The 26,615-nt window shown below is 41.4% G+C and carries 18 protein-coding genes; 6 read left to right on the forward strand and 12 right to left on the reverse strand.

Features of this window, described 5'->3' with window-relative positions:
- Nucleotides 1–72: 72 nt before the first annotated feature.
- The 4 genes from PR766_RS05355 to PR766_RS05370 all read right to left on the reverse strand — a co-directional run bounded on the left by PR766_RS05355 (nucleotide 73) and on the right by PR766_RS05370 (nucleotide 5,884).
- Nucleotides 73–1,197, reverse strand: coding sequence for an ABC transporter permease (locus PR766_RS05355; RefSeq protein WP_230086869.1), 1,125 nt, complete (start codon nucleotides 1,195–1,197; stop codon nucleotides 73–75).
- Nucleotides 1,198–1,202: 5 nt separating this feature from the next.
- Complete coding sequence (rbbA, locus tag PR766_RS05360; protein ID WP_154636613.1) at nucleotides 1,203–3,959, reverse strand: ribosome-associated ATPase/putative transporter RbbA; 2,757 nt, start codon at nucleotides 3,957–3,959, stop codon at nucleotides 1,203–1,205.
- Nucleotides 3,956–5,026, reverse strand: a complete 1,071-nt coding sequence (locus tag PR766_RS05365) for an HlyD family secretion protein (RefSeq protein ID WP_006659872.1) — start codon at nucleotides 5,024–5,026, stop codon at nucleotides 3,956–3,958. The genes rbbA and PR766_RS05365 overlap by 4 nt, the downstream gene beginning before the upstream one ends.
- Before the next feature lie 381 nt (nucleotides 5,027–5,407).
- The gene (locus PR766_RS05370; RefSeq protein WP_006661794.1) at nucleotides 5,408–5,884 is read right to left on the reverse strand and encodes a GNAT family N-acetyltransferase; all 477 of its coding nucleotides are present in this window, start codon (nucleotides 5,882–5,884) and stop codon (nucleotides 5,408–5,410) included.
- Nucleotides 5,885–6,310: 426 nt separating this feature from the next.
- Between PR766_RS05370 and PR766_RS05375 the strand changes: the two genes are divergently transcribed.
- Nucleotides 6,311–8,056, forward strand: a complete 1,746-nt coding sequence (locus PR766_RS05375) for an ABC-F family ATP-binding cassette domain-containing protein (RefSeq protein ID WP_154636614.1) — start codon at nucleotides 6,311–6,313, stop codon at nucleotides 8,054–8,056.
- A gap of 168 nt (nucleotides 8,057–8,224) precedes the next feature.
- Here PR766_RS05375 and PR766_RS05380 read toward each other — a convergent pair whose 3' ends face one another.
- The 5 genes from PR766_RS05380 to PR766_RS05400 form a co-directional block, all read right to left on the reverse strand.
- Nucleotides 8,225–8,443, reverse strand: coding sequence for a hypothetical protein (locus PR766_RS05380; RefSeq protein WP_006659875.1), 219 nt, complete (start codon nucleotides 8,441–8,443; stop codon nucleotides 8,225–8,227).
- Between the two features lie 22 nt (nucleotides 8,444–8,465).
- Nucleotides 8,466–9,005 (reverse strand): PadR family transcriptional regulator, encoded by a 540-nt coding sequence (locus PR766_RS05385; RefSeq protein WP_006659876.1) that lies wholly within the window; start codon nucleotides 9,003–9,005, stop codon nucleotides 8,466–8,468.
- A 250-nt stretch (nucleotides 9,006–9,255) separates the two neighbouring features.
- On the reverse strand, nucleotides 9,256–10,404 hold the full coding sequence (gene tyrP / locus PR766_RS05390; protein WP_228075365.1) for a tyrosine transporter TyrP: 1,149 nt from the start codon (nucleotides 10,402–10,404) through the stop codon (nucleotides 9,256–9,258).
- Between the two features lie 82 nt (nucleotides 10,405–10,486).
- Nucleotides 10,487–12,427 (reverse strand): pyridoxal phosphate-dependent decarboxylase family protein, encoded by a 1,941-nt coding sequence (locus tag PR766_RS05395; RefSeq protein WP_154636615.1) that lies wholly within the window; start codon nucleotides 12,425–12,427, stop codon nucleotides 10,487–10,489.
- A 404-nt stretch (nucleotides 12,428–12,831) separates the two neighbouring features.
- A complete protein-coding gene (locus PR766_RS05400; protein ID WP_187369843.1) occupies nucleotides 12,832–13,842 on the reverse strand; it encodes an NAD(P)H-quinone oxidoreductase in 1,011 nt (336 codons plus the stop codon).
- Between the two features lie 342 nt (nucleotides 13,843–14,184).
- On the opposite strand from PR766_RS05400, the gene PR766_RS05405 reads away from it, so the two are divergent.
- Complete coding sequence (locus PR766_RS05405; RefSeq protein WP_006659880.1) at nucleotides 14,185–14,940, forward strand: FNR family transcription factor; 756 nt, start codon at nucleotides 14,185–14,187, stop codon at nucleotides 14,938–14,940.
- Between the two features lie 126 nt (nucleotides 14,941–15,066).
- Nucleotides 15,067–16,011, forward strand: coding sequence for a universal stress protein UspE (gene uspE / locus PR766_RS05410; RefSeq protein ID WP_006659881.1), 945 nt, complete (start codon nucleotides 15,067–15,069; stop codon nucleotides 16,009–16,011).
- 157 nt (nucleotides 16,012–16,168) lie between these two features.
- Here uspE and pntB read toward each other — a convergent pair whose 3' ends face one another.
- Together pntB and pntA are read right to left on the reverse strand one after the other, a co-directional pair.
- A complete protein-coding gene (pntB, locus tag PR766_RS05415) occupies nucleotides 16,169–17,557 on the reverse strand; it encodes a Re/Si-specific NAD(P)(+) transhydrogenase subunit beta (protein WP_154636661.1) in 1,389 nt (462 codons plus the stop codon).
- A 13-nt stretch (nucleotides 17,558–17,570) separates the two neighbouring features.
- Entirely contained in the window at nucleotides 17,571–19,100 is a 1,530-nt protein-coding gene (gene pntA, locus PR766_RS05420; RefSeq protein ID WP_154636616.1) for a Re/Si-specific NAD(P)(+) transhydrogenase subunit alpha, read from the reverse strand.
- Nucleotides 19,101–19,487: 387 nt separating this feature from the next.
- On the opposite strand from pntA, the gene ydgH reads away from it, so the two are divergent.
- The 3 genes from ydgH to PR766_RS05435 all read left to right on the forward strand — a co-directional run bounded on the left by ydgH (nucleotide 19,488) and on the right by PR766_RS05435 (nucleotide 22,541).
- Nucleotides 19,488–20,438 carry a DUF1471 family protein YdgH gene (gene ydgH, locus PR766_RS05425; protein ID WP_006659884.1) on the forward strand — a complete coding sequence of 317 codons (951 nt, stop codon included), beginning with the start codon at nucleotides 19,488–19,490 and terminating at the stop codon, nucleotides 20,436–20,438.
- A gap of 370 nt (nucleotides 20,439–20,808) precedes the next feature.
- Nucleotides 20,809–22,149: a basic amino acid/polyamine antiporter gene (locus PR766_RS05430; RefSeq protein ID WP_412033752.1), complete on the forward strand. Its 1,341-nt coding sequence runs from the start codon at nucleotides 20,809–20,811 to the stop codon at nucleotides 22,147–22,149.
- 158 nt (nucleotides 22,150–22,307) lie between these two features.
- Complete coding sequence (locus tag PR766_RS05435) at nucleotides 22,308–22,541, forward strand: hypothetical protein (RefSeq protein WP_006661803.1); 234 nt, start codon at nucleotides 22,308–22,310, stop codon at nucleotides 22,539–22,541.
- Nucleotides 22,542–22,713: 172 nt separating this feature from the next.
- Here the strand turns inward: PR766_RS05435 and hrpA are convergent, their stop codons facing one another.
- Nucleotides 22,714–26,613, reverse strand: coding sequence for an ATP-dependent RNA helicase HrpA (gene hrpA, locus PR766_RS05440; RefSeq protein ID WP_154636617.1), 3,900 nt, complete (start codon nucleotides 26,611–26,613; stop codon nucleotides 22,714–22,716).
- Nucleotides 26,614–26,615 lie beyond the last annotated feature (2 nt).

The following is a 26,615-nucleotide window of genomic DNA, read 5'->3' on the forward strand; positions in this document are numbered from 1 at the left end:
GAAGCATTAAAACGCTTACTGATAAAATCCGCAAGCGTTTTATGGAAAATAGCCGATACAGTGCGATAAATACTATGCCATCGTGGCAATAGTTTTATGGAAACGCATTAAGGCAAAGCTAAAAAATACGCTACCGATCACGACCAGAATGGCAAATTGAGGCCATACAATTTGAAAGCCTGCGCCGCGATACAAAATGGCTTGCGCTAAGCTAACAAAGTGCGTGGTTGGCATGGTTAACATAATATCCTGCACCAGTTGCGGCATACTTTCGCGGGCGGTCATTCCCCCTGAAAGCATGTTTAATGGCAATAATACCAGAATCATTAGCAGCCCAAACTGCGGCATTGAACGCGCGATGGTCCCCATAAAAATGCCTATCGATGTTGTGGCAAATAAGCTCAGCGCTACCCCACACATAAACAGCAATATTGAGCCCTCAATAGGCACCTGCAATAAGGTTTTAACCACTAACAATAAAGAGATAGCAGAAGCAATTAATACCACTAATCCCATCGACCAAATTTTCGACATCATGATTTCAAAGGGAGTGAGTGGCATCACCATTAAATGCTCGACAGTGCCATGCTCACGTTCACGGATCAACGCTGCTCCCGTTAAGACAATCGATAACATAGTGATGTTGTTAATGATTGCCATCACAGAGCCAAACCAAGATTGTGTTAAGTTTGGGTTGAAGCGCATACGAACTTCAAGATCGACGGGTAAACTCCCTTGGCTACGGTATTTTGCCAAAAATTCATTTACCTCTCCCAAGGTGATATTTTGTATGTAACTGTTCCCCAAAAAAGCCTGACTCATGCGTGTTGCATCGATATTTACTTGCAATTGAGGATGACGTCCTGCTAATACATCTCTTTGAAAATTGGGTGGAATATCAATAGCGAAAGTATATGCCCCTCTGTCGAGTAATCCATCAATTTGGCTTGGTACAATATCCGCCGGCGGCAAGAAATACGGCTCATAGAAACTATTGATGATTCGGTTCGAAAGCTGGGATTTGTCCTGATCTGCAATCGCAATCGGAGCGTTATGCAATGAGCCCGGTGTCACGGTCGCTGATGAATAAATCGAAACCGTAAAGGCAAATACAATCAGCGCCAACATCGCTTTGTCACGCCCTAAACTTCGTAACTCTTTAACGCCCAGGTTAAATATATTCTGTATTTTACGGATCATCCCTATGCCTCCTGTTTTTTCAGGAAATAAACACTTAAGCCAATCACAATCGGGATTGTGATAACCAACGGGATAAATGAGGCTTGCAAATCAAATAGATTGAGACCTTTCGAGAAAGTACCGCGCGTAATGGTTAAAAAATGCGAGGTAGGATAAATCTGCCCAACCCAACGCCCCATTCCCTCCAAAGAAGAGACGGGGTCAATCATGCCGGAGAATTGAGTCGCGGGGATCAAGGTGATGATTGAAGTACCAAAAATAGCCGCAATTTGGCTTTTCATAAAACAAGAAATCAGCAGCCCCATTCCAGTTGCAATTGTGATGTACAAAAAGGCCGCTAAGCTCAACGATAAAAAGCTGCCTTTAAATTCCACACCAAAGACATAGACAGATAAAATGCAAAGTAATACGAAGTTAAACATCCCCAAGACAATATAGGGAAGTTGTTTACCAAGCAGAAATTCTAATTTGGTGATCGGGGTGACATAAAGGTTAATAATCGAACCTAGCTCTTTTTCTCGCACCACACTCAAGGCACTCAACATCGCGGGGATCATCATCAATAAAAGCGGGATCACCGCAGGAACAATTGCAGGTAAACTGCGAACATCAGGGTTATATCGGTAGCGAGTTTCAATATCCACCGCAGGAATACCCGCTACTCCTGCTGGCTGTCGTGCCGCCATCGTACTTAACCACGCCAAATGCATCGCTTGTACGTAACCGCGTACGGTTTCAGCTCGGTTTGGCATTGCCCCATCGATCCATACGCCCAATTTAACATTGTTTCCTTTGGCAACATCACGAGCAAAGTTAGGCGGAATTTCAATTGCAACGGTGATTTTTCCACTGCGCATACCTGCCTCGAGTTGCTCATAATCCTGCAGAGGCGGCTGCTCAATAAAATAGCGCGATCCGGCTAAATTCAGCGTATAACCTTGGCTTAATCCTGTTTGGTCTCGGTCTAATACAGCAAAACGTAGATTTTCCACATCCATACTGATCCCATAGCCCATAATGAACATCAGAATAACCGTACCTAGCAAGGCCAGTGTGGAGCGAACAGGGTCACGTCGCAGCTCCATGCCCTCACGTATGCTATAGCTAAACAAACGCCGAAAACTAAAGCGCTTTTTGAGCGCTTCTGCCGCTTGCTGTTTTAACTTCGCATCCACATGAAATTCGGGAGCGCTCTCTTGACCCGCATTTTGATCCCCAACCGCATCCTGTAGATACGCGATAAATGTCGCTTCTAAGGTTTCTAACCCACGCTTTTTAATCAGATTTTCTGGAGTATCGCAATCAAGAACTTTACCCGCATGCATCAAGGAAATGCGGTCACAGCGTTCTGCTTCATTCATAAAGTGGGTGGAGATAAAAATAGTGACACCGTCATGTCTTGATAGATCAACCATCAAATTCCAGAACATATCCCGAGCAACTGGGTCAACCCCTGAAGTCGGTTCATCGAGAATTAACATTTCAGGCTGGTGGATCACCGCCACCGCTAACGAAAGGCGTTGGCGTATCCCTAAAGGCAGGTCATCCGGTAAAGTTTCGCGAACATCATCCAAATCAAAACGCTGGCACATTTCATCAATACGCTGATTTATTTTGTCTTCGGGAATGTGGAACAGTTTGGCGTGTAACTCAAGGTTTTGCTGGACGCTCAATTCACTATAGAGAGAAAACGCTTGGGACATGTATCCTACACGCTTACGGGTTTCAATGTCTTTGGGGTCAATCTCTTGCCCAAATAGCCACGCTTGCCCTTCACTTGCTTGCAATAAACCGGTCAGCATTTTCATGGTGGTGGATTTACCACACCCATTGGAGCCTAAAAAACCGAAAATTTCCCCTTTAGGTATTTTGAAATTCACATGATCTACCGCGACAAAATCACCAAAACGCATCGTTAAATTTTGCGCTTCAATAGCGATAACGTTGTCATCTCGCGTATCACGAGGCGGAATGACCACTTTTTGGTGACCTGCGCGTTTTTCCTCAGGTAATAAGGCGATGAATGCCTCTTCAAGGTCGTTACAGCCAGTTTGTGCTTTTAATTCAGCAGCATGACCTGTTGCCATTACCTTGCCATCGTCCATCGCAACTAACCAGTCAAAACGCTCAGCCTCTTCCATATAGGCGGTCGCGACCAACACGCTCATATTGGTTTGTCGTTCACGAATACGGTCAATAAGATCCCAAAATTGTGCTCGAGATAAAGGGTCAACCCCTGTTGTTGGTTCATCAAGGATCAGTAAGTCAGGGTCATGAATAAGCGCGCAACATAACCCCAACTTTTGCTTCATACCACCCGACAATTTTCCTGCGGGTCGGTCTTTAAAAGGCGCAAGCCCTGTGCTTTCGAGAAGGTCTTGAATACGATATGCCCGCTCTTCATTAGATTGCCCAAATAGCCGACCGAAAAAATCGACGTTTTCATAAACTGAAAGCGTGTGATAAAGGTTTTTCCCTAATCCTTGAGGCATATAGGCAATTTTAGGACAAACATTGCGACGATGGTCGCTATCATGCATATCCCCATTTAAAACATTGACTTGCCCTTGCTGGATCACCCGAGCACCCGCAATCAATGACATTAGGCTTGATTTGCCCACGCCATCAGGACCAATGAGCCCAACCATTTTTCGAGCAGGAATAGAGAGGGTTATGTCGTCCAACGCACAGTTATCACCGTAATGTTGGCTGACATGCTGTAAATCAACAATCACATCATCCATCAATTTATCGGTCATTGTGGTAATCTCACCTCAAGATCAGTTGGCCACGGCGTTTGTTCATCTAGACGAACATAGGCTTTACCGGGTAAACCTGTTTTCACATATTCAAGATGCTTTTCTAATAATTCAGGGGAAATACGTGCACGAACGCGGAACATGAGTTTCAAGCGCTCATTTTGGGTTTCGACTGTTTTTGGTGTAAATTGCGCAACGCTGGCAACAAATGTCGTTTTGGCGGGGATCACAATGTTCGGCGCGGCATCGAGAATAATATGGACTTCACTCCCTAAAGCAACTTTGCCTGCTTGCTCCGTTGGCAAGAAAAAGGTCATATAAACATCGCTTAAATCCACCATATTCAACACTCGACCACCAGCACCCAGTACTTCACCAGGCTCCGCAACACGATATTGAACACGACCACTGCGCGGCGCTTTTAAAATACTGTCTTCTAAATCAGCGGTAATACGCCTTTCTGTGGCAGTGGCAGCTTCTACACGATTTTTAGCTTGAACAATACCGGCTTGTGCGGAATCAATTGCCGCAGTGGATGCTGCCACTTGCGCTTTAGACGCTTCAAGAGCCGCCTTTGCCCCTTGCATTTGGGCAGTGTCATCATCCACTTGTTGTTGAGAAACAGCTTTAGTTTTGACCAACACGCGGGAACGATTTAAGCGTTTTTGTGCTGCATCTAATTCCGCTTCACGCTGGCGAACGACAGCCTGTGCCGCTAGCTTTTCACTTTTTCGTTGTACTAACCCAGACTCAGCGGTCGCAACAGCACTAATCGCTTGGCGTAATTGAGCTTGTACTTCATGAAGTTGTTCCTGCAAAGCACGAGTATCCATACGAGCTAGTTCTTGACCCTGCTGTACAAAATCCCCTTCTTTGACCAAGATGGTATCGATTCGCCCTGCTGTTTTAGTCGCAATATCTATTTCAGTCGCTTCAATTCTGCCATTGCTCTGTGCAAAACCGTCAGGAAGACTACTCGAATTTTGGTTCCAGTAATAATACCCAGCCGCAGCAATCGCCAGAATTAAAATAATGTAAAACGATACCTTGCGCTTATTTATTTTCATACCATCCCTTCTCTATTCATGAAATAAATTAGTGAATACAGTCATTTTTTGGCGTTAATTAAATTAATTAGTCACATTACAAAACTGTTTTTTCTTGAAATAAATATCATCTACATTTTTTGTTTTATTATTTTCATAACAGACAGAAGCTATATTACAACCAATTATTAAGTCTATCTTGTTATTTATTATAAGTTTATCAGAATTTAGCTTAGGTTAAATCGCTATATATCACAAAAAAGTTATTCCCTCGAAGAAAGAGGCAATATCAAGTGTAGATAGGAATATAAAAAAGTAACAACAAAGCCAGTAACGTTATTTACTGGCTTTGATTTGGTGATGAAAATATTATTTAGCAGTTAATATTGTTTTATTGAAAAATTAATTGGCAAACTTCGCAATTGTTTCAGCATCCATACGGTAACGTACCCATTCGTCTTGAGGTTGTGCCCCAATACTTTGGTAAAAATCAATCGCAGGTTGGTTCCAATCCAACACGCTCCACTCTAAACGCTGGCATTGACGTTTGTATGCTAACTGCGCAATATGCTTAAGTAATTTTTTCCCCGCACCAGCCCCTCTGAATTCAGGGGAAACATACAAATCTTCTAAATAAATACCATTATGGCCTAGCCATGTTGAATAACTAGTAAAAAACACCGCATAACCCGCGGGTTTGCCATCAACATAACACAGTAACGCTTCGGTTTTAGAGTCTGGGGCGAAAAGGGAATTTTCAATATCAGCCACACTCGCTTTTACTTCATGGCGTGCTTTTTCATAGACGGCTAATTCAATGATCATCTCTAAAATCAGTGGTGCATCTTCACGGGTAGCCGTTTTAATTTGTATATCCATTGCTATCTCTCTTTTTGTTTGAGATTCGATTTTAACCATCGATGGTACCAAACCCTAACGATCAGCAGTTTTATTCATCAAAATACTGTGATTATAAGAATGATTTATAGCAATGGTTCACAGCAATATCTCATAACAACAGATAAACAAAATGAATGGTTGCTATTGCTCTAAAATCGCCCTCTTTGCTATCATTCCTCCATTGTTCAACCGCAATACTGAAAATAAAAAGGAGGTTAATCTTATGCTGTTGTGTGATCTTATTGAATATTCACACTTCTTTGGTAATCGTCAGAGCTCAGGCTTTCACAGTTTTATACTGCGATAACCCTGCCTGAGCAAAGCAGCTAAAGAGTCTTTTCTCAGCTTACTGGGTTGTCGTAATGACATTACCCGGCGTTTTTACGCCTAAAATTTGAGTAAGCTATGAGCACATTATTATCCGTAAAATCATTAAACTACGATACATCAACCACATCATTACTGTCAGATATCAGTTTCACTTTATTGCAAGGTGATCGTATAGGACTGATTGGTCACAATGGTAGCGGCAAAAGTACCCTATTAAAGTTATTAACTTCCCAGTTATCTCCAAATAGTGGGCAAATTACTTATGCTAATCATTGTATTACTGCTTATATCGAGCAACATCTTCCTGCGGAAGTGGCACCCTTAACATTAATCGATGCATTGCTGCAAAAACTGCCTCGGCAAGAGCAAGCCTCTGAGCGTTGGCGAGCAGAAATGTTGTTGACGGAATTAGGGTTTGCACCTCATCAATGGGAGCAATCTGCCAATGCTATTAGCGGTGGTCAACATACCCGTTTACTACTGGGACGTGCATTAATCTGCCAGCCTGACTTATTATTGTTAGATGAACCGAGCAACCACCTCGATTTACCTACTCTTATTTGGTTAGGAAATTTTCTACAAAATTGGAAAGGCAGTTTTGTGTTGGTTTCTCACGATCAATCTTTACTGGATAAAGTTACTAACAGTACGTGGATATTACGGGATAAAACCTTACATTTTTACCGACTTCCATGCAGTTTAGCGCGCCAAGCGCTAGCGGAGACGGATCGTACTGATGAGCATCGCTACCAAGCAGAGCAAAAGGAAATTGATCGTATTGCCTCTAGTGCCAAACGTTTAGCTATTTGGGGTAAAGTTTATGATAATGAAGGACTTTCTCGAAAAGCAAAACAGATGGAAAAACAGATAGACCGTTTAAAAGAGGAACAAACTGACCTTACTGACGGTTATCAATGGCAATTACGACTCAATGGCAAATCGATTCCTGCCAATCGCGTCCTTGAGTTTGATAACACCCAAATATTGACACCTGATGGGCAATGTCTATTTTCAGTGCCATTTACCCAAGTAAAAAGTGGTGATCGCATTGCGATTATGGGTGCAAATGGTTGTGGAAAATCCACCTTATTGCGCTTAATTTGGCAACAGTATCTCGCTGATTTACGTCAAGAAATGCAACTGAAGTTTCATCCCACGATTTCTGTTGGTTATTACGACCAGCAATTAGAACAGCTGAATGATAATGACAGTTTACTCGATGCATTACGCCACTATGCTCCCCTTACCGATGAGCAACGAAAAATGGCACTGATCAGTGCAGGCTTTGCTTATCCACGCCATCAACAGAAAGTGGCAACCTTAAGCGGGGGTGAACGGGCTCGCTTATTATTTATTGGGCTCAGTTTAGCGCAATATGCGTTAATTTTGCTGGATGAACCGACTAACCACCTCGATCTTGAAGGTAAGGAAGCCTTGAGTGAGCAAATTGCTCAATTCGAAGGAGCGCTATTAGTTGTTAGCCATGATAAGTGGCTAATTGAGAATAGTTGTCAGCGTTATTGGTATATTCACAATAATCGCTTAGAGGAGTATTTAAATCTTGATTCACTATACCAACAGATAGAAGCGCAATCTGCCGCTTCAGACGGTGTATTCAAGACGAGTCAAGCCAATTTAACTTCAGAAAATACACAGACTGAAGTGGTCCATTCTCATGAAGATGCCTTGCTTGAACAGTTATTGGCACTGGAAGAAAAGCTAGACGCTGATAAGCAACGCAAAGTTTCACATCAGAAGCCGCAACTTCAGCGACAATGGATTGAAGAAATCGCACGAATCCAAGCATTATTGAATATCTAAAATAATAAAGGCTCTAGCGCACATACCGTGTTCTAGGGCCTTTCATTCGATACATCCAGTGACAAAATAATTATTAATAAAGTAACGCAAATTTCCATTAGTGAAACTTTGTGAATTTCACTCTATTCACTCTCAGTTTATGAATAACTGTTTTGCCACAATATTAACTTAGTATTTCTGTTTTTTTGCCCGCTTAAAGTAAGACATTGGGACGCTTGGGCAAACGACTTCTTTAAATTTAGCTTTATTCTTTGGTACTGAATCAGGCTGTTTTTCTTTCGGTTCAACCTGCTTGTTTTCTTCCACTTGTGTCGCTTGTTCCGGCTGCATGGTTTCTTTCATCTGAATTTGCTCTTTTACTTGGATAATATGACGGGTTTTTGCCATGTTATTTTCCTTCTACTTAAATTTATTCTGTGATTAATAGCGCAGCATTCACCTGTTCAATTCGATTCACTGCTTGGTTAATAATCTCGACTACCTGAGCTGATTCCTTCTTAGACAATTGTTGCAAAACAATTTTATGTCTGAGTAAGGACTTAAATTTATCTACCGCTAACTCAATTTCATTGGCAAACTGATTACCAGCCTTCAGTTCTTGTGCATAATTTAGTTTTATTTTGACTTCCGCGAGGATGTCAGCCTTTAAAAGTAAAAAACAGCGCCCCTCTGGAGTAATCGTAAAACACTTACGCCCTTTTCCTGTTTCTTTACTGGTTGAAATAAATCCAAGATCTTCCAGTAATGTCAATGTAGGATAAATAACCCCAGGACTTGGGCAGTAAAAGCCTGCAGTTTCCTCACTGATTTTTTTTATCAGTTCATAACCATAATTCGCGCCATCTACGAGTAAATGCAAAATATAAATGCGCAACTGTTTAGGGTTAAACATACGTCGAACACTTTTTCCCTCGCATAAACATGTTTCGAGAGGTTGTTGATTGTCCATTTGATATCTCAGTGAATGTGCAAAAAATTAAAAACCGATATATCTAATATTGTAATCTGTTTTCGGAATAATGCCAGAATTAGATATATCTGTTTTTATCACAATGTGCTAATGATAATTATTATCATTATCATAGCGGGAAAAATTGGAGTGAAAGGTGCAAAACGTGTTTTTAGTGATCTCTGTAAATGAAAAAAGCCAGTTCTGAGAGAGAACGGGCTTTTTGTACTATAAAAATAACTCGTTAGTGTTAGCCGATATCCGGCAATAATTTAAAAACAATGCCTAATTGAATTCCAATAACAACGATGCCACAGAGGAACACAATGAATAAAGCAGGTTTACCACCGAGTACTTGATATTTACGAGGGTTAATATGGCGGGATTTTAATGCCATCGCACTCGGGAGCAATAACGCTAAAATAGATAATGCGATCGCAGCATAACCTAATGCCATCACAAAACCTTTTGGATAGAACAGCGCGAAAACTAATGGTGGTAAAAATGTTAGCAGACCCGTTTGTATACGCCCTGCTGCATTATCCTGACGCTTAAATAAATCTGCCAAAAAGTCGAATAATCCTAATGCAACCCCAAGGAATGATGTGGCTAATGCAAGGCTCATAAACATCTGCGCGACCAATTCAGTTTTACCTGACTGAGCAACAGATTTAATCGCTTCCAGTAATCCATTCAGCCCAGAGTTCTCTGCTAAAATGCCTACAAACGTATTCGTTCCAATGCTACCCAAAGTGGCTATCTGCCATAAAATATAAGCAACTAACGGAATTGCACTACCTAATATAAAGATAACTCTTAGCTTTTTAACGTCCCCACCCATATATTTCACCACACTCGGCACACTCCCGTGGAAACCAAATGAGGTAAAGAACACAGGGATAGCGGCAAGGATAAGGATTTTGTCTGTCGGAGCTGAGAGTAAATTCAATTGTTCAACATGAGGGAACATCATTGCCAAAATGATCACTAAAAAGACAATTTTAGCCGTAAATAAAATTCGGTTAATAAAGTCCACGGATGATGTCCCAAAACAGACCACTCCACCACCAATAATCGTAAATACAACTATCCCCATCCAGTCAGCCATTTCGATAGCAAAGCTGCCTTTTAGATTTGATGTGATGATCTGACCCGCACCTGTTACATACGCGGCAGTTAAAGCATACATTAAAAACATCATGCTAAAACCAGTAATAAACTTCCCACTCGAACCTAAATAACGTTGTGCAACGCTACCTATTCCAGTCTCGTGAGACTCATGCTGATACACTTCAACCAGCAAAAGTGCGGTGTAACACATCAATGCCCATAATCCAAATAACATGACTAAACTGACTGAAAATCCATTACTGCCTGCTGCAATTGGCATCGCCAACATTCCAGCACCGATCGTAGTACCTGCAACAATAAAAACACTACCAAGTGTACGATTTTTCATATTGAGATCCTAACAAAATTAATTAAACACTAACTTTTTGGATGGAATGATGACGTTTATTTTCTTCATCAATGAGTTGTTGTAATTTGTCTTCAAAGATGTTTCTTAATTCATTCCAGTAGCTTTCGAAATGTTGTTTATCACGCAGGCAATGCGTCATGATTGCAGCCCTTAATACATAAATAGAGTGGACTTTATGCCATTCATCTTCATTAAAGTTTGCATCTAGACACAGACTTTGAGGATTATCACCGTATTCCTCGTAAGTTAATGACGTTGATGAGGTTAAGAAATCATTTGCGTATGTACGCCCAGCGGCATAAGAACACAGCTCATATAGGCGTTTATTTAAATGATTCTGTTTTTCCAAAGAGGTATTCCCCTTCTCCCTAAACATAAAGTTGATCATGTGAAAATCAGGAGTGGGCATAGCAGCAAGCGTGAATTCGCGATCATCAATGATGAATGGTTCGCTCGCATTGATTTTTTCAATCATCCAATTCGCTGTAGTGACACCCGCGGCAATCACCTTGCCATACCCCAATAAGTTTAGTGGCACTAACCGATGCGCAGCCCATACCGCCGCTGCCGTGGCACCCGCTTTAGAGCCTTCCATAATTGATGAGCCCAACAACACATTTTGTTGTTTGTCAGTTTTGCGACTGCTCTCTTTGACTTCTTCAAATACGTACGCAGCATGATAGGAGATCAAATCGACAATACGCTTATCCTTCATACAGATAGCACCTGCTGCATAAGGAATAAAACCAACTTTATGCGGATCCACTGTAATAGAGTCCGCTTGATTTAAGGCTCGGAAGCTTTGATAAACGTCAGGTTTTGGCCACACTACATCCGAAGGGAAAACGCCCTCATGATGATAACGTTCAATAAGCTCATCATATTCAAGGAATTGGTTGTTTTCATCACGGAACATTGCACAGGCATAGCCCGCATATGCGGCATCAATATGGACATAGAATGAAACACCGAAACGGTGTTCACACTCTTCGCGTAATTTGATAACTTCGGCAACATTATCGATTGCCCCTGTTTCAGTGGTGCCAACAACAGCCACAACCGCAAGAATAGGTTCCCCTTTTTCAATCAACGAGAACACGATGTCACGCATTTTCGGTACGTCCGTACGATAGCTTTTATTCACTGGGAGTTGGACGATATTCTGTTGCCCTAACCCTAGGATATCCATCGCTTTCATCCAAGAGTAATGTTTGGATTGTGGCACTAATAATTTACCCAGTTTTCCTTGCTCTACCCCAGTTCCTCGACAAGTTAAATCACGGATCTCTTCGAATATCCCTTGCTTTTTTAGTTCATCAATCAGATCAAGTACCTCACTCGTACGCATATTCAGCAAGGCTTTTTCTGATGTATCTGATAACAGATTTTGGGCTTGAGGATGAGTGGCTATCGCTAAAGGTAATGTTTTGATATTCCTTGCGACCCATAACCCTTCATAGTTAGCAACGGTGCCCCCTGAAGTAATGTGTCCCCATGATGTCTGTAAGTCATACCCAAACATCCCACATAAATCTAACCCTGCTTCAATTTCTAATACGGTGGTAGTTGGAGAGGATTCTTGGGCGCAATTATTGGGGTTATACATCATCGCCATGACATAGGCGAGGTTGGAAATCATCAACGTATCTGCATTCATATGCCCCATATAACGCGGTGAAAACCACGGCACTGAGGTTGTTTTCAACTTAGAGGAAAGCTGGTTAAGAATGCCTTCTGTACGATATAACGTATCCCGATACTCCGGTGCATATCTATCGACGGTAGTCACTAAATCTGGATCTTCAGGATGATATCCCGAACGCCAGTGCATATGCTCAGTGACGGCATATTCCATCATTTCTCTGAAAAATACGGCATTTTCAGATTTTGGTCCTAGGAACAATGCATCAACGTTCATATTTTTATTTTTAAAATTATTCATTATCACTACACCTTCAAACTACAGCTGGCTGGCACCAGCTGCATTAAGTTACTCAACTTATTATCATTGGAAAGTGCAATAACGGGGGAATGTCTGTGTCGAATGACAACTTGTTAATGATATGACTAGACTTATATCACTTAACCTATATTCAGTGGTAGACAAGCCGTTAATGAGCCAACTTGTCTATAGATATAATCCATCTTCATTAAAACATTAACAAACTCATCTCAATTTTGTTCGGATTTGTGGACAGCCACAAAAATTCAAAAATTAATTGGCTGTAAAGAGATATTTACGCTTAAAAGACTTGATAATGTAAATTATTTGTTATAAATAAAAAATAATACCCTAAGTTATCGTTAACTAATCATATAAAAAACAGAGAAAAAATCAACATTCATCTATCTGTTTATTAATATAATTTTACCAATCAAATCACCTGACTCCATGTGTTGATGCGCACTCTCCACTTGGTTTAATGTATATATTTTGTTAATGATTGGTTTTATTTTACCGCTTTGGACTATATCCCAAACATGCTGATATAACTCTCTCGCGATTTGTGCTTTTTCTTCATTACTTCGAGAACGCATTGTCGATCCCGTGTGAATTAAACGCTTCACCATTAATGGCATCATGTTGAGCTGAGTTGGGTTACCTTTCATCATACCAATTTGAATAATTCGCCCAAATTTTGCCGCAACAACATAGTTTTTACTGACATAATCACCGCCAATAATATCGACAACCATATTCACACCTTTATGGCTCGTAAAATCTTGAGTGGCTGTGACAAAGTCATTCGTGCGATAGTTAATCACACAGTCTGCACCAAGCGATTTCGCAACCGCGGCTTTTTCTTCTGAGCCAACGGTCGTTATCACCGTAGCCCCAAACGCTTTAGCTAACATTATTGCTACGCTACCAATGCCCGAAGTTCCTCCATGTATAAGCACGGTTTCCCCTTGTTTTAACTGCCCAATTTGGAACATATTCGCCCAAACTGTAAAAAAGTTTTCAGGAATTGCCGCGCCTTCTTCAAAGGATAAATTTCCAAGTGGTAACGCGATATCTTGGTGTACTAGGCAATATTCTGCATATCCCCCACCCGCAACAAGAGCACAAATACGATCACCAATGTTCCACTGAGTGACATCATCCGCTTTAGCCACAACAGTACCAGAGACTTCAAGTCCCATGATCGGTGAAGCGTCTGGAGGTGGTGGGTATGATCCTTTGCGCTGAAAAATATCAGGACGGTTAACACCGGCAGCTTCAACTTTAACAATTAAGTGACCAGCGAGTAATTTTGGGAGTGGAATTTCTATTAATTGCAGTTCATCTGAAACGCTAGGCTCTATAATGTCTACAGCTGTCATTAGTGGCGGCAATGACATAAAATTGTTACTCATTATGACCTCTTTTTATAAACTGATAGGAAAAAATGATATTTTTATGTTTATTCTTGTGTTAATTTAATGCTAATAAATCACCTAAAATAAAACCTGTTTTTATTGAGTTTTTTATTCCTCTTTTTATATATTAAATTTATGTATTTAATATATGTCAACTCATGAAATTATTAATATGCCGTAGTTTAGCATGATCTGCTAAATCTATTAGATTGGTAAATTTAGCATTCTTTGCTTTTTTAATTAAGAACCTGATTCTGTCTTATATAGATCTTACCTGTTGTCTTATCTTATGCTAAAATTGACTCATATCAATAATTTTAACCTGATTGAGCATTTAATATGATCCCAGAAAAAAGAGTTGTTCGTCGCATCCAGTCTGGTGGTTGTGCTATTCATTGCCAGGATTGCAGTATTAGTCAACTTTGCATCCCTTTTACATTGAATGAACACGAACTGGATCAACTCGATAATATTATCGAACGTAAAAAACCGATTCAAAAAGGCCAGGCTTTATTTAAAGCGGGTGATGAATTACGTTCTTTATACGCAATCCGCTCTGGCACGATTAAAAGCTACACGATTACAGAAGAAGGTGATGAACAAATTACAGGTTTCCATTTAGCAGGTGACCTTGTTGGATTTGATGCCATTATTCATACACAACATCCTAGTTTCGCACAAGCGTTAGAAACTTCAATGGTTTGTGAAATTCCATTTGAAACGCTGGACGATTTATCTGGCAAAATGCCTAACTTGCGTCAGCAAATTATGCGCTTGATGAGCGGTGAAATTAAAGGGGACCAAGAAATGATCCTCTTATTATCGAAGAAGAATGCGGAAGAGCGTTTAGCTGCATTTATTCTGAACCTATCTCATCGTTTTGCTGAACGTGGTTTTTCTCCAAGAGAGTTTAGATTAACCATGACACGCGGCGATATTGGTAATTACCTTGGTTTAACCGTTGAGACCATTAGCCGTCTGTTAGGTCGTTTCCAAAAAAGCGGTATGCTGAGTGTTAAAGGCAAATATATCACTATCGACGATATGGCTAAACTGACTGATATCGCTGGTAAAGTTTCACCTGTTTCTTGCTAATTTTCCTATAAACGGGTCACAAACTTTGTGATCCGTTGTTACTTTTCAATCACATTTCTTGCGTATTTATCCCCAATAACATAGTTTAGATAGATGGAACTATCCGTTTATTGAGAGGATGTCAGCATGGCTAACTATAAAAATCTTCTAGTAGCAATCGACCCAAATCAGGATGATCAACCGGCATTAAGGCGAGCAGTTTATATCGTGCAGCGTAATGGCGGGCGGATAAAAGCATTTTTGCCTATCTACGACTTATCTTATGATATGACCACCCTACTTTCGCCAGAAGAGCGCAATGCAATGCGCAAAGGTGTGATCAGCCAGAAAGCCGCTTGGATCAAGCAGCAAGCTCATTTCTATTTAGAAGCAGGAATTGAGATAGAAATCAAAGTCATTTGGCACAATAAACCGTATGAAGCCATTATCCAGGAAGTGGTTAATGGTCAGCATGACCTTTTACTGAAAATGGCGCACCAAACTGACAATTTAGAATCTATCATTTTTACCCCACTCGATTGGCATTTATTAAGAAAATGTCCATGTCCTGTTTGGATGGTGAAAGACAAAGTATGGCCAGACCACGGCTCTGTTGTCGTTGCCGTCAATCTCTCCAATGAAGAATCCTACCACGATGACTTGAATATCAAGCTCGTCGAAAAAACCCAAGATTTAGCCCAGAGAGTCATTAAAGAACAAGAAATTCATTTAGTCAGCGCCTATCCTATCGCACCGATGAACATTGCGATTGAACTTCCCGATTTTGACCCTAGTCTGTATAACAATGCACTGCGTGGTCAGCATCTGATAGCCATGAAGAGCTTACGTCAGAAATTTGGTATTGATGAGAAATACACTCACGTTCGTGAAGGGTTACCTGAAAAAATTATTCCTGATATGTGTGAAGAGCTGCATGCGGGTGTTGTCGTGCTCGGTATATTGGGTCGTACGGGGCTTTCCGCTGCATTTTTAGGGAACACCGCTGAGCATGTTATTGATAAACTAAAATGCGATTTGCTTGCAATCAAACCGGATGGCTTTGTTTGTCCTATTAATGCCACTGATGATTAAACCCAGTTCATAATATTAAAAGCGCATGAATAGAGTTGTGCGCTTTTTTATTCCACTTCAATGAATCGAAATTCGATGAATAATAAAAACATAATTTTCTGATATAAAAACGCCCTGAATTCAGGGCGTTTACGTTTACTTTATAGATAATGATAAATTATAGCGCTTTTAAAATTGCATCTACGCTAGCTTTTGCATCACCAAATAACATTTGGGTATTCTCTTTGAAGAATAATGGGTTTTGTACCCCAGCATACCCTGTATTCATTGAACGTTTAAAAACAATAACATTATTGGCTTTCCACACTTCTAATACCGGCATTCCCGCAATTGGGTTATGTGGATCTTCTTGTGCCGCAGGGTTCACGGTATCATTCGCACCAATAACCAGTACCGTATCCGTTTCGGCGAAATCATCGTTGATCTCATCCATTTCTAATACGATGTCATACGGGACTTTTGCTTCAGCCAATAAGACGTTCATGTGTCCAGGTAAGCGCCCCGCAACTGGATGAATACCAAAGCGAACATTGATACCGCGCTCACGTAGTTTTGCCGTAATATCATGCACTGGGTACTGAGCTTGTGCTACCGCGAGACCATAGCCTGGAGTGATGATCACTGAGGTTGAATTTTTCAACATTTCAGCAACTTCTTCCGCTGTCGTTTCACGATATTCGCCCATCTCTTCTTCCGAACCTGTTGATGAGCCATCAGTACCAAACCCACCCGCTATTACGCTGAAAAACGAACGGTTCATCGCTTTACACATAATATAAGAAAGGATCGCACCCGAAGAACCCACTAACGCCCCTGTTACAATCAGTAAGTCGTTACTGAGCATGAAACCTGCCGCAGCGGCTGCCCATCCAGAATAAGAGTTCAACATCGAAACAACAACGGGCATGTCTGCACCACCAATCGATGCCACTAAATGCCAACCAAAAGCTAATGCTATGACTGTCATGATTAGCATCATGAACACTTGCAAGCCCACACTGTCCGTTTTAACGAAGATGACCAGTAAAACAAAGGAAACAACTAAAGCTGCAAGGTTTAACTTATGGCGATTCGGTAGCATCATTGGTTTAGATGACATTTTTCCCGACAATTTACCATAAGCAACAATTGAGCCAGTAAACGTTACGGCACCAATGAAAATACCCAAGAAGACCTCAGTTAAATGGATGTTTTCCATCACATTGCTGGCATGACCTTCACTCGCAATAAAGCTGTTGAAACCAACAAGGACCGCAGCCAAACCCACGAAACTGTGCAAAATAGCAACCAGCTCTGGCATCTCTGTCATTTCAACTTTCTTGGCTAAACGAATACCGATGACCGCACCAATCACCATCGCAACAATCATCCAACCCACATTCGCACTATTTGGTCCCATAATAGTCGCAATCAATGCGATCGCCATACCAATAATGCCGTAAGTATTCCCACGTTGGGAACTTTCATGACGAGATAGCCCCGCAAGGCTAAAAATAAATAGGATAGCAGCAACGATGTAGGCTGCTGTCACAACTCCACTTGACAACATAAGTTACCCCTTATCCCTTACGAAACATTTTTAACATACGTTGAGTTACTGTAAACCCACCGAAAATATTGATGCTTGCGATCAAGATCGCAATAAAGGATAAGAAACTTACCCAGCCACCACTGCCAATCTGCAATAGTGCACCAACAACAATAATGCCCGAGATAGCATTTGTTACTGACATTAAAGGTGTATGCAATGCATGAGTCACATTCCACACCACGTAATATCCGACCACACAGGCTAATGCAAAGACAGTGAAGTGCGATAGAAACTCAGCAGGCGCCGAATTTGCAAACCAGCCAAACAGAATGATAGCCAATGCCATAAGAACCATTTTGGTCATAGGTGACATTTTTTTCTCTGGCGCTTTCACTTTCTCAACCGCTTTCGGCTTAGCTTGTGGTTGTGCTGAAACTTGAATTGGCGGTGCAGGCCAAGTGATTTCCCCTTGTTTAATCACTGTAACACCTCGAATCACTAAGTCGTCGAAATCGATAGTGATTTCGCCATCTTTCTCTTTACACAACAGTTTCATCAAGTTAACGAGGTTAGTGCCATATAACTGAGAAGATTGGGTTGGTAAACGGCTTGGTAAGTCTGTGTAACCGATAATTTTAACGCCATTATCTGTAACCACTAACTTATCAGCCTGAGTGAGTTCGCAGTTACCCCCAGTTTGAGCTGCAAGGTCAACAATCACGCTACCGGGTTTCATTGATTCAACCATTTCTTTGGTGATCAACTTCGGCGCAGGTCGTCCTGGTATTAACGCGGTCGTTACAATGATGTCGACCTCTTTTGCTTGCGCAGCAAATAATGCCATTTCCGCCTTAATAAATGCCTCAGACATCACTTTCGCGTAGCCATCACCGCTGCCTGCATCCTCTTTAAAATCCAATTCAAGGAATTCGGCGCCCATACTTTGGACCTGCTCTTTAACTTCAGGGCGGGTATCAAATGCACGAACAATTGCGCCTAAACTTCCTGCGGCACCAATGGCCGCCAAGCCTGCAACGCCAGCACCAATGATCATCACTTTCGCTGGTGGCACCTTACCTGCCGCGGTAATTTGCCCCGTAAAAAAGCGACCAAATTCATGGGCAGCTTCGACAATCGCACGATAACCCGCAATATTGGCCATTGAACTTAAGGCATCTAACGATTGCGCTCGAGAAATTCGAGGTACCGCATCCATAGCCATTACGTTGATATGACGAGATTTCAACGCCTCCACTAAATCAGGATTCTGTGCCGGCCAAATAAAGCTGACTAAGGTCGCCCCTTCTTTTAACAAAGGAATTTCATCTGATAGTGGCGCATTCACTTTAAATACAATGTCTGCAGCAAATGCACTTTCACAATCAACAATTTCCGCACCGGCTTGCTCGTAAGCCGCATCATCAAAACTTGCTAGATGTCCCGCATTTTGCTCAACACACACTGAAAAACCCAATTTTAGCAATTGAGTCACTGTCGATGGTGTCGCGGCAACACGCGCTTCATTGGCAAGTCGTTCTCTTGGTATACCAATTCGCATAATATTCCCTTTTTAAAGCTCGAAGTAATCTATGTTGTCGGTTATTCGCCCAAAAAATGACTGCCTTATCAAAAGGAAAAGTCTTATTTTGTCGTTCAACAGCTGTAAAATGTCCTAATAACCTACTGAAATTAACCCTATTGATCCATAATTGATCACGATTCTAAGACAGTAAATGGAATTCACCGTGTAAATCTTAGTTTTAGGTCAATAAAATACTGGATACTTAAAAAAAACTGGTAAATTTGACTAGTCAATCATTATTTGTGTCTTATAAAAATAAAATAGTGCGACAACATGGGCAGTTACGTGTAATAATCACCGCCATGTGTTACTACTATTATTCAGCATGTTTATAATAAATTGCGCAAGGCGGAAGGATTTTGTATGAAGCTGAAAACTACGGTCATCGCAGCCGCGGTGCTATCATTAACTAGTATAACCGCTACACAGGCGGCTGTTGAATTAACGCCAAAACAGGCTACTGAATTACAACCTTATGAGCGTATAACCGTCACTGGGCGTTTTAATGCTATTTATGAAGCATCCGATGCAGTTTCCCGTAGGGCTGATAAGATGGGGGCATATGCCTTTTACATTCAAAGCCTTGATGATGTCGGTGACAGTGGCAACATGCGTGTTGTTGCTGATGTATATGCGAAAGATGCACCAAAAGTTGAAGAACCCGCTCGCCGAGTTTTCGGTGGTGTAGAAGAAATGTCTAAAGCGGATGCCAAAGTGTATCAACCATTTGATACCGTTACCGTAAGTGGTTTCTACCCATCCGAGCCTGACTTATACGAAGCAATCGCGAAAAAAGCTAAAGAAAAAGACGCAGCCTCCTTTTATGTGGTTCGTAACGTTGCCATGAATGATGGTGGTAATACTTTAGCAACGGCATATATCTATAAGAAAGATGCTCCTAAGCGACAAATTCAAAAAGAAGACGCCGTTGTCCCTGCTGACTCAGAAGCAGGACGTGCGATGTTAGCACAAGGTGGCGAAGCTGCAGATAAAGTACTGATCCCAGGTGTTGCAAGTTCAGATGAACCAACAACAGCCGTAGGTCGTTTCTTTGAAACATCCACAAGCCAACCTGGTCGTACGAGTGTGACTTTACCAAGCGGTTATGTCATCGAAGAAGTGAACAAAACCGCCGCAGCAATGATGGTTCCATTTGATTCTATTACCTTCTCAGGTTATTACACAAATACCCCAGAAGTGCGTTATCAAATCGCCAAACGTGCTGAAGCAAAAGGTGCTAAGTACTACCATATCACTCGTGAATGGCAGTCAAACGGTGGTAGTGTTACCATCAGTGCAGACCTGTTTAAATAATCTATTATTCTATTTTATGATGAAAGCCAGTTTGCTATTCGAACTGGCTTTTTTTATTGAATCGCTATACGTCGCTGTTTGCTCGAACACATTCCGATTAAAAATCCCCTTCCGTTTGCCTTGAAATAAAAAAAGTGAATAAAACATCTTGTTAAGTGCATATTTTCCCATTGCATCTGATGCATTTCATTCGTAGAATCCACACTCTAATTTAGCAGGCGATCCAACTGGATTTAAAAGCTGTAACAGTGAATCTATTTATATCATTGCTATCTTAACGTGATTTTAACTTTTGATTGCACAACAACCAGGATATACATTGAAAAATACATTAAGCCTTACCGCACTTACCGCGCTAGTTCTTAGCTCCATGGTAGGTGCTGGTGTATTTAGCCTTCCACAAAATATGGCTGAAGTGGCGAGCCCGTTAGCATTAATCATCGGCTGGTCCATCACGGGCGTTGGGATCTTATTTCTTGCATTTTCTCTCTTATTTCTTTCCAGAATTCGTCCTGATTTGGATGGTGGAATATTTACTTATGCAAAAGTCGGATTCGGTGAGTTTATTGGCTTTTGTTCCGCATGGGGTTATTGGTTGTGTGCGGTTGTCGCCAACGTTTCTTATTTAGTCATTGTTTTTGCTGCAATCAGTTTCTTTACCGATACACCAGACCATATAGTGTTTGGTGATGGTAATACTTGGCAAGCCTTGATCGGTGAATCCATCTTATTGTGGGTTGTGCATTATCTCGTCCTGCGCGGTGTACAAACTGCTGCGGGGATTAATAAATTAGCAACGATGGCAAAGTTAGTCCCTCTTGGCTTATTTATCGTACTGGCATTTTTTGCTTTCAAACTCGATATTTTTGATGCGGATTTCAGTGGCATTGACCTTGGTATCCCTGTTTGGCAACAAGTTAAAGATACAATGCTGATCACTCTATGGGTATTTATCGGTATTGAGGGTGCCGTGGTTGTCTCAGCCAGAGCCAAAAATCGTCGTGATGTTGGTCTCGCAACTATTTTTGCCGTGAGCTCCGCTCTCATCATCTATATTCTTGTTACCTTATTATCACTTGGGATCATGCCTCGCGCTGATCTTGCTGAAATTAAAAACCCCTCCATGGCAACTTTAATGGTTTCCTTAATTGGTTCGAGTGGCGACATTATTATCGCCGCAGGGTTAATTATTTCAGTGTGTGGCGCTTACTTGAGCTGGACAATCATGGCAGCTGAAGTGCCATATATCGCCGCACAATATCAATCATTTCCTAAGATTTTTAATAAACTGAATAAGAATGATGCCCCTTCTTCATCTTTATGGCTAACCAATGGTGCCGTTCAATTATCACTTGTACTTATTTGGTTAAGTGGCAGTAACTACAATACCCTGCTGACCATCGCCTCAGAGATGATTTTGGTTCCATACTTTTTAGTGGGTGCATTTCTAGTCAAAGTTGCCTATGAACGCCACAGTAAAGCGTTGCTTGCTGTCGGCTTTGTAGCAAGTGTGTATGGCTTATGGTTACTTTATGCCTCTGGTTTGATTAACTTGATGCTTTCCGTTGTGCTGTATGCTCCGGGGATCTTGATTTTTTTATATGCCCGTTCACAGCAAACTGCAAAAGCACCACTTAAATTAATTGAAAAAGTATTGGCGTGGGCGATCGCAATCGCTTCTGTACCTGCGTTATATTCCTTGTTAGCGTAATTCATACTTTATCTGCGAGCTAAACTTAACCACTTGAATTTAGCTCGCTTTCTATTCCCTTCTCTTGATTACCCGTTATTCAGCTCTGCGTTTTTTACAACTCGCGCTCTTCTATCTGTTGTAGTGTTTAAATACATTCATCAAATAAGGAGATTCAAATGCGTATTCCCCCTCGGACCGTCACGTTTGCTGATAACCCTTCTTTTATTAATCGTGGATTAGCGCGAAATCGCTCGCTACCACAACAAATTTCTGCGGTTACTCAACAAGCTCCACAACAACAGTTAAGCTTCTTTCAACAAAAACGAGCAGAAATTAAAGCTCAAGATCGAACTGAAGGTATGAAATTTAAATCAACTGCTCAACAAATTGTACGAAGGAATTGCCCCTGATTTATCTGAGTGACTGGCATGATGACCAACAGCACAGTTGTTAAGTTAAATGTATTATCACCCAATAGTATGTTGTAACTAAAAAAGCAAAACAGACTAGAATGACGAAATAAAAAACGCGTGAGTGGCAATGTTCCCACTTCACGCGTTAATGATTATCTTGACTGGCTCATTACAGTTGCTGAGTCAAACTTTCCATCGTTTGGATAATACGTTTATCTGAAATCGGATAAGGTGTTCCAAGCTGCTGAGCGAATAAACTGATTCGTAGCTCTTCAATCATCCAACGAACCTCTTGTACCTCAGGTAATTGTTTTTGCAGCGGTGTCAGTTTACTCATCCACTGTTGCCACAGAGTTTGCACATGCTCAACTTTACTCATCTGCGCGCGGTCACGATTCGGATCAATCGCCAATTTTTCTAATCGTCGCTCAATTCCATTTAAGTAACGCAAGATATCGGGTAGTCGCTTCCAGCCCTGCTCCGTGACAAAACCCTTAAAGACTAACCCTGACATTTGTGCTTTTACATCTGACAACGCCAATGCCATCGAAAAATCCACACGTCCTTTTAATCGTTTATTGATCGCAAATACTGCGGTTAAGATCTGCTCAACCTGCTTCGCAATATTGACAACTACATCATTCAACTCTGCCCGAGCATACTCTTTCAATGATTCAAACTGCTCTTCATTCCAGACCGCACCACCATATGTTGCAATCAACTGATCAATACCACATGCGATACAATCATCAATTAATTCAAGCACTTTACCATAGGGGTTAAAATAGAGGCCCAATTTAGATTTATTTGGCAATTTCTCATGAAGATACTTAATCGGTGATGGGATATTCAATAATAATAATCGACGAACTCCGCCCCACATCGCTTGCTGCTGCTCAAATTCAGTTTCGAAAACCCGAATACCTACACTGTTCTTTTCATCGACTAATGCAGGATAAGCTTTAACAGAATAACCGCCACGTTTTTGCTCATAACGTTGAGGCAGTTCACCGAAACTCCAAATATGTAAGCCACTTTGCTCAATACCATCATCCACAACTTCAGACAGTGTTTCTTGCACTTTTTCCTTAAGGCTATTTTTTAAAGCATCTAAATCTTGCCCTTCAGCGACAGTTTTATTTTTATCGTTTACCACCCGATAGGTCATTTTTAAATGCGCTGGCAGTTGGTCTAACTGCCAAGACTCGCGTTCCACTGTCACACCAGTCATTCGGCGTAATTCACGCTCTAATTTATCGAGCACGCTGCCTTCAGGCATTGGAACTCGCTCTAAAAATGCCGAAGCATAGTTAGGCGCAGGCACAAAATTACGGCGGATTGGTTTTGGCAATGATTTAATCAACGCAACAATCAATTCATGACGTAATCCTGGCACCTGCCAATCAAAGCCAATATTGTGTACCTGATTTAAGATAGCCAATGGGATATGAACAGTAACCCCATCAGCATCCGTTCCCGGCTCAAACTGGTAACTGAGGCGGAATTTAAGATCCCCCTGATACCAGTAATTGGGGTAATCCAGTGCGGAAACGGTACTTGCATCCTCTTTGATCAGCATGTTTTTTTCAAAACTAAGTAAATCAGGCTGCTGTTTTGATACAGTTTTCCACCAATTATCAAAATGGCGAGATGAGATCACATCATTCGGAATACGTTGGTCATAAAACGCAAATAACGTTTCGTCATCGACCAAAATGTCACGTCGGCGTGATTTGTGTTCTAAATCTTCCACTTCAGATAACAATTTTAGGTTAGCTTTAAAAAATGCGTGACGGGTATTCCAATCCCCTTCCACTAAGGCATGACGAATGAATAATTCACGGCACAATAGTGGATCAATCACCCCATAATTGACTTGGCGCGATGCCACAATCGGAAGCCCATATAATGTCACTTTTTCTGATGCCATAACGGCACCTTCTGACTTCGACCAATGTGGCTCACTATAGTGATGTTTAACCAAATGCTCCGCTAATGGCTCAATCCATTCAGGATCAATAGACGCGGCAATACGCCCCCATAATTTTGAGGTTTCAACCAGCTCAGCAACCATCGTCCATTTCGGCGGTTTTTTAAATAAACCTGACCCAGGGAAGATAGTAAATCTGGCATTCCTTGCTCCGGTAAATTCATGTTTTTCCGCATCTTTTTGACCAACGTGCGATAACAACCCTGCCAATAAAGAGACATGAATACTGCGAAAATCTGCCGCCGCACTATTGATAGCAAATCCTTGCTCTTTTACCACTTGACGCAATTGTGTGTAGAGATCTTGCCACTCACGAATCCGCAGGTAGTTAAGGAAATCCTGACGACACATTTTTCTAAATTGTGCGTTAGAAAGTTCCTCTTGCTGTTGTTTTAAATAATCCCACAGATTTAAAAATGCCAGAAAATCTGACTGCTTATCATGGAAGCGTCGATGCTTTTCATCGGAAGCTTGCTGTTTATCTAACGGTCTTTCACGAGGGTCTTGAATGGACAATGCGGAAACAATCACCATCGTTTCACGTACCGCACCATATTTTCGTGCTTCAATCACCATTCGCGCTAAACGTGGGTCCACAGGTAATTGTGCTAACTGGCGGCCGATATCAGTTAAACGGTATCCTTTGTCTACTTCCTTATGAGGTTGGATCCCACCGAGCTCTTCCAGTAATTTGACACCGTCTTGAATATTTCGCTTATCCGGTGCTTCTACAAATGGGAATGCAGCGATATCTCCAAGCCCTATCGAGGTCATTTGTAAAATGACGGATGCCAAGTTAGTTCTCAGAATTTCAGGATCGGTAAATTCAGGTCGAGATAGGAAATCTTCTTCAGAATACAAACGGATACAGATACCATCTGAAACACGTCCACACCGCCCTTTACGCTGGTTAGCGGAAGCTTGAGAAATCGCTTCTACTGGCAAACGTTGTACTTTCGTGCGATAACTATACCGGCTGATCCGCGCATAACCTGTATCAATAACATATTTTATACCGGGTACTGTTAACGACGTTTCTGCCACGTTCGTTGCAAGTATAATTCGACGCCCACCATGAGGATGGAAAATACGATTTTGTTCACTGTTAGACAACCTTGCGAACAGTGGCAAAATTTCGGTGTGACGTAATTGAAGTTTGGATAAAGCGTCAGCGGTATCTCGAATTTCACGCTCACCGCTCATAAAGATCAGAATATCACCTGCACTTTCACGTCCAAGCTCATTAACAGCATCAATAATGCCGTCAATCTGGTCACGATCGCTGTCATTATCATCGCCCATAATGGGACGATATCGCACTTCAACTGGATAAGTACGCCCAGAGACTTCCACAATTGGCGCATGACCGAAATGACGAGAAAATCTTTCAGGATCAATGGTTGCAGACGTAATAATGACTTTTAAATCAGGGCGTTTAGGTAATAATTGACGTAAATACCCTAAAATAAAATCGATATTTAAACTCCGCTCGTGAGCTTCATCGATAATAATGGTGTCGTATTGCAGAAGTAATTTATCATTTTGTAATTCTGCTAATAAAATACCATCCGTCATTAACTTAACTTGAGTGGTATCACTAACCTGATCGCTAAAGCGAACCTTATAACCGACATTTGTACCCAATTCACACTCTAATTCTTGTGCTAAACGTGAAGCGACAGAGCGAGCAGCTAGCCTCCGCGGTTGAGTATGACCGATAAATCCTTTTACTCCACGCCCCAGTTCTAGGCAAATTTTAGGGATCTGCGTCGTTTTACCTGAGCCAGTTTCTCCGGCAATAATCACAACTTGATGCTGACTTATAGCATCAAAAATAGCTTGTTTCTTTTGGCTAACAGGTAAGTTTTCTGGGTAAACAATTTTTGGCATATTCAGGCGTTTTTTCTCAACTTTCTGTTTCGCCTTTTCAACATCCCCTTTAATCACGTCAATCACTGCCATACGGGATTTTGGGTCTTGTATTTTTGCTATGCCATGCAAGCGTTTCTTCAATTGCCATTGATCACGCAATGATGTTTGTTCAATTTCAGCCTGTAATGCTGACAGAATGGGATCCATTC

It is taken from the genome of Providencia sp. PROV208 (genome assembly GCF_028479465.1).
Lineage (GTDB): Bacteria > Pseudomonadota > Gammaproteobacteria > Enterobacterales > Enterobacteriaceae > Providencia > Providencia alcalifaciens.

Excerpts from the sequence above, each read along its gene's own strand:
- rbbA (WP_154636613.1), bottom strand. The coding sequence starts at position 3,959 with ATGACCGATAAATTGATGGATGATGTGATTGTTGATTTACAGCATGTC.
- PR766_RS05365 (WP_006659872.1), bottom strand. The coding sequence starts at position 5,026 with ATGAAAATAAATAAGCGCAAGGTATCGTTTTACATTATTTTAATTCTG.
- PR766_RS05370 (WP_006661794.1), bottom strand. The coding sequence starts at position 5,884 with ATGGATATACAAATTAAAACGGCTACCCGTGAAGATGCACCACTGATT.
- PR766_RS05375 (WP_154636614.1), top strand. The coding sequence starts at position 6,311 with ATGAGCACATTATTATCCGTAAAATCATTAAACTACGATACATCAACC.
- PR766_RS05380 (WP_006659875.1), bottom strand. The coding sequence starts at position 8,443 with ATGGCAAAAACCCGTCATATTATCCAAGTAAAAGAGCAAATTCAGATG.
- PR766_RS05385 (WP_006659876.1), bottom strand. The coding sequence starts at position 9,005 with ATGGACAATCAACAACCTCTCGAAACATGTTTATGCGAGGGAAAAAGT.
- tyrP (WP_228075365.1), bottom strand. The coding sequence starts at position 10,404 with ATGTTGGCGATGCCAATTGCAGCAGGCAGTAATGGATTTTCAGTCAGT.
- PR766_RS05395 (WP_154636615.1), bottom strand. The coding sequence starts at position 12,427 with ATGAATAATTTTAAAAATAAAAATATGAACGTTGATGCATTGTTCCTA.
- PR766_RS05400 (WP_187369843.1), bottom strand. The coding sequence starts at position 13,842 with ATGAGTAACAATTTTATGTCATTGCCGCCACTAATGACAGCTGTAGAC.
- PR766_RS05405 (WP_006659880.1), top strand. The coding sequence starts at position 14,185 with ATGATCCCAGAAAAAAGAGTTGTTCGTCGCATCCAGTCTGGTGGTTGT.
- uspE (WP_006659881.1), top strand. The coding sequence starts at position 15,067 with ATGGCTAACTATAAAAATCTTCTAGTAGCAATCGACCCAAATCAGGAT.
- pntA (WP_154636616.1), bottom strand. The coding sequence starts at position 19,100 with ATGCGAATTGGTATACCAAGAGAACGACTTGCCAATGAAGCGCGTGTT.
- ydgH (WP_006659884.1), top strand. The coding sequence starts at position 19,488 with ATGAAGCTGAAAACTACGGTCATCGCAGCCGCGGTGCTATCATTAACT.
- PR766_RS05430 (WP_412033752.1), top strand. The coding sequence starts at position 20,809 with ATGGTAGGTGCTGGTGTATTTAGCCTTCCACAAAATATGGCTGAAGTG.
- PR766_RS05435 (WP_006661803.1), top strand. The coding sequence starts at position 22,308 with ATGCGTATTCCCCCTCGGACCGTCACGTTTGCTGATAACCCTTCTTTT.
- hrpA (WP_154636617.1), bottom strand. The coding sequence starts at position 26,613 with ATGGATCCCATTCTGTCAGCATTACAGGCTGAAATTGAACAAACATCA.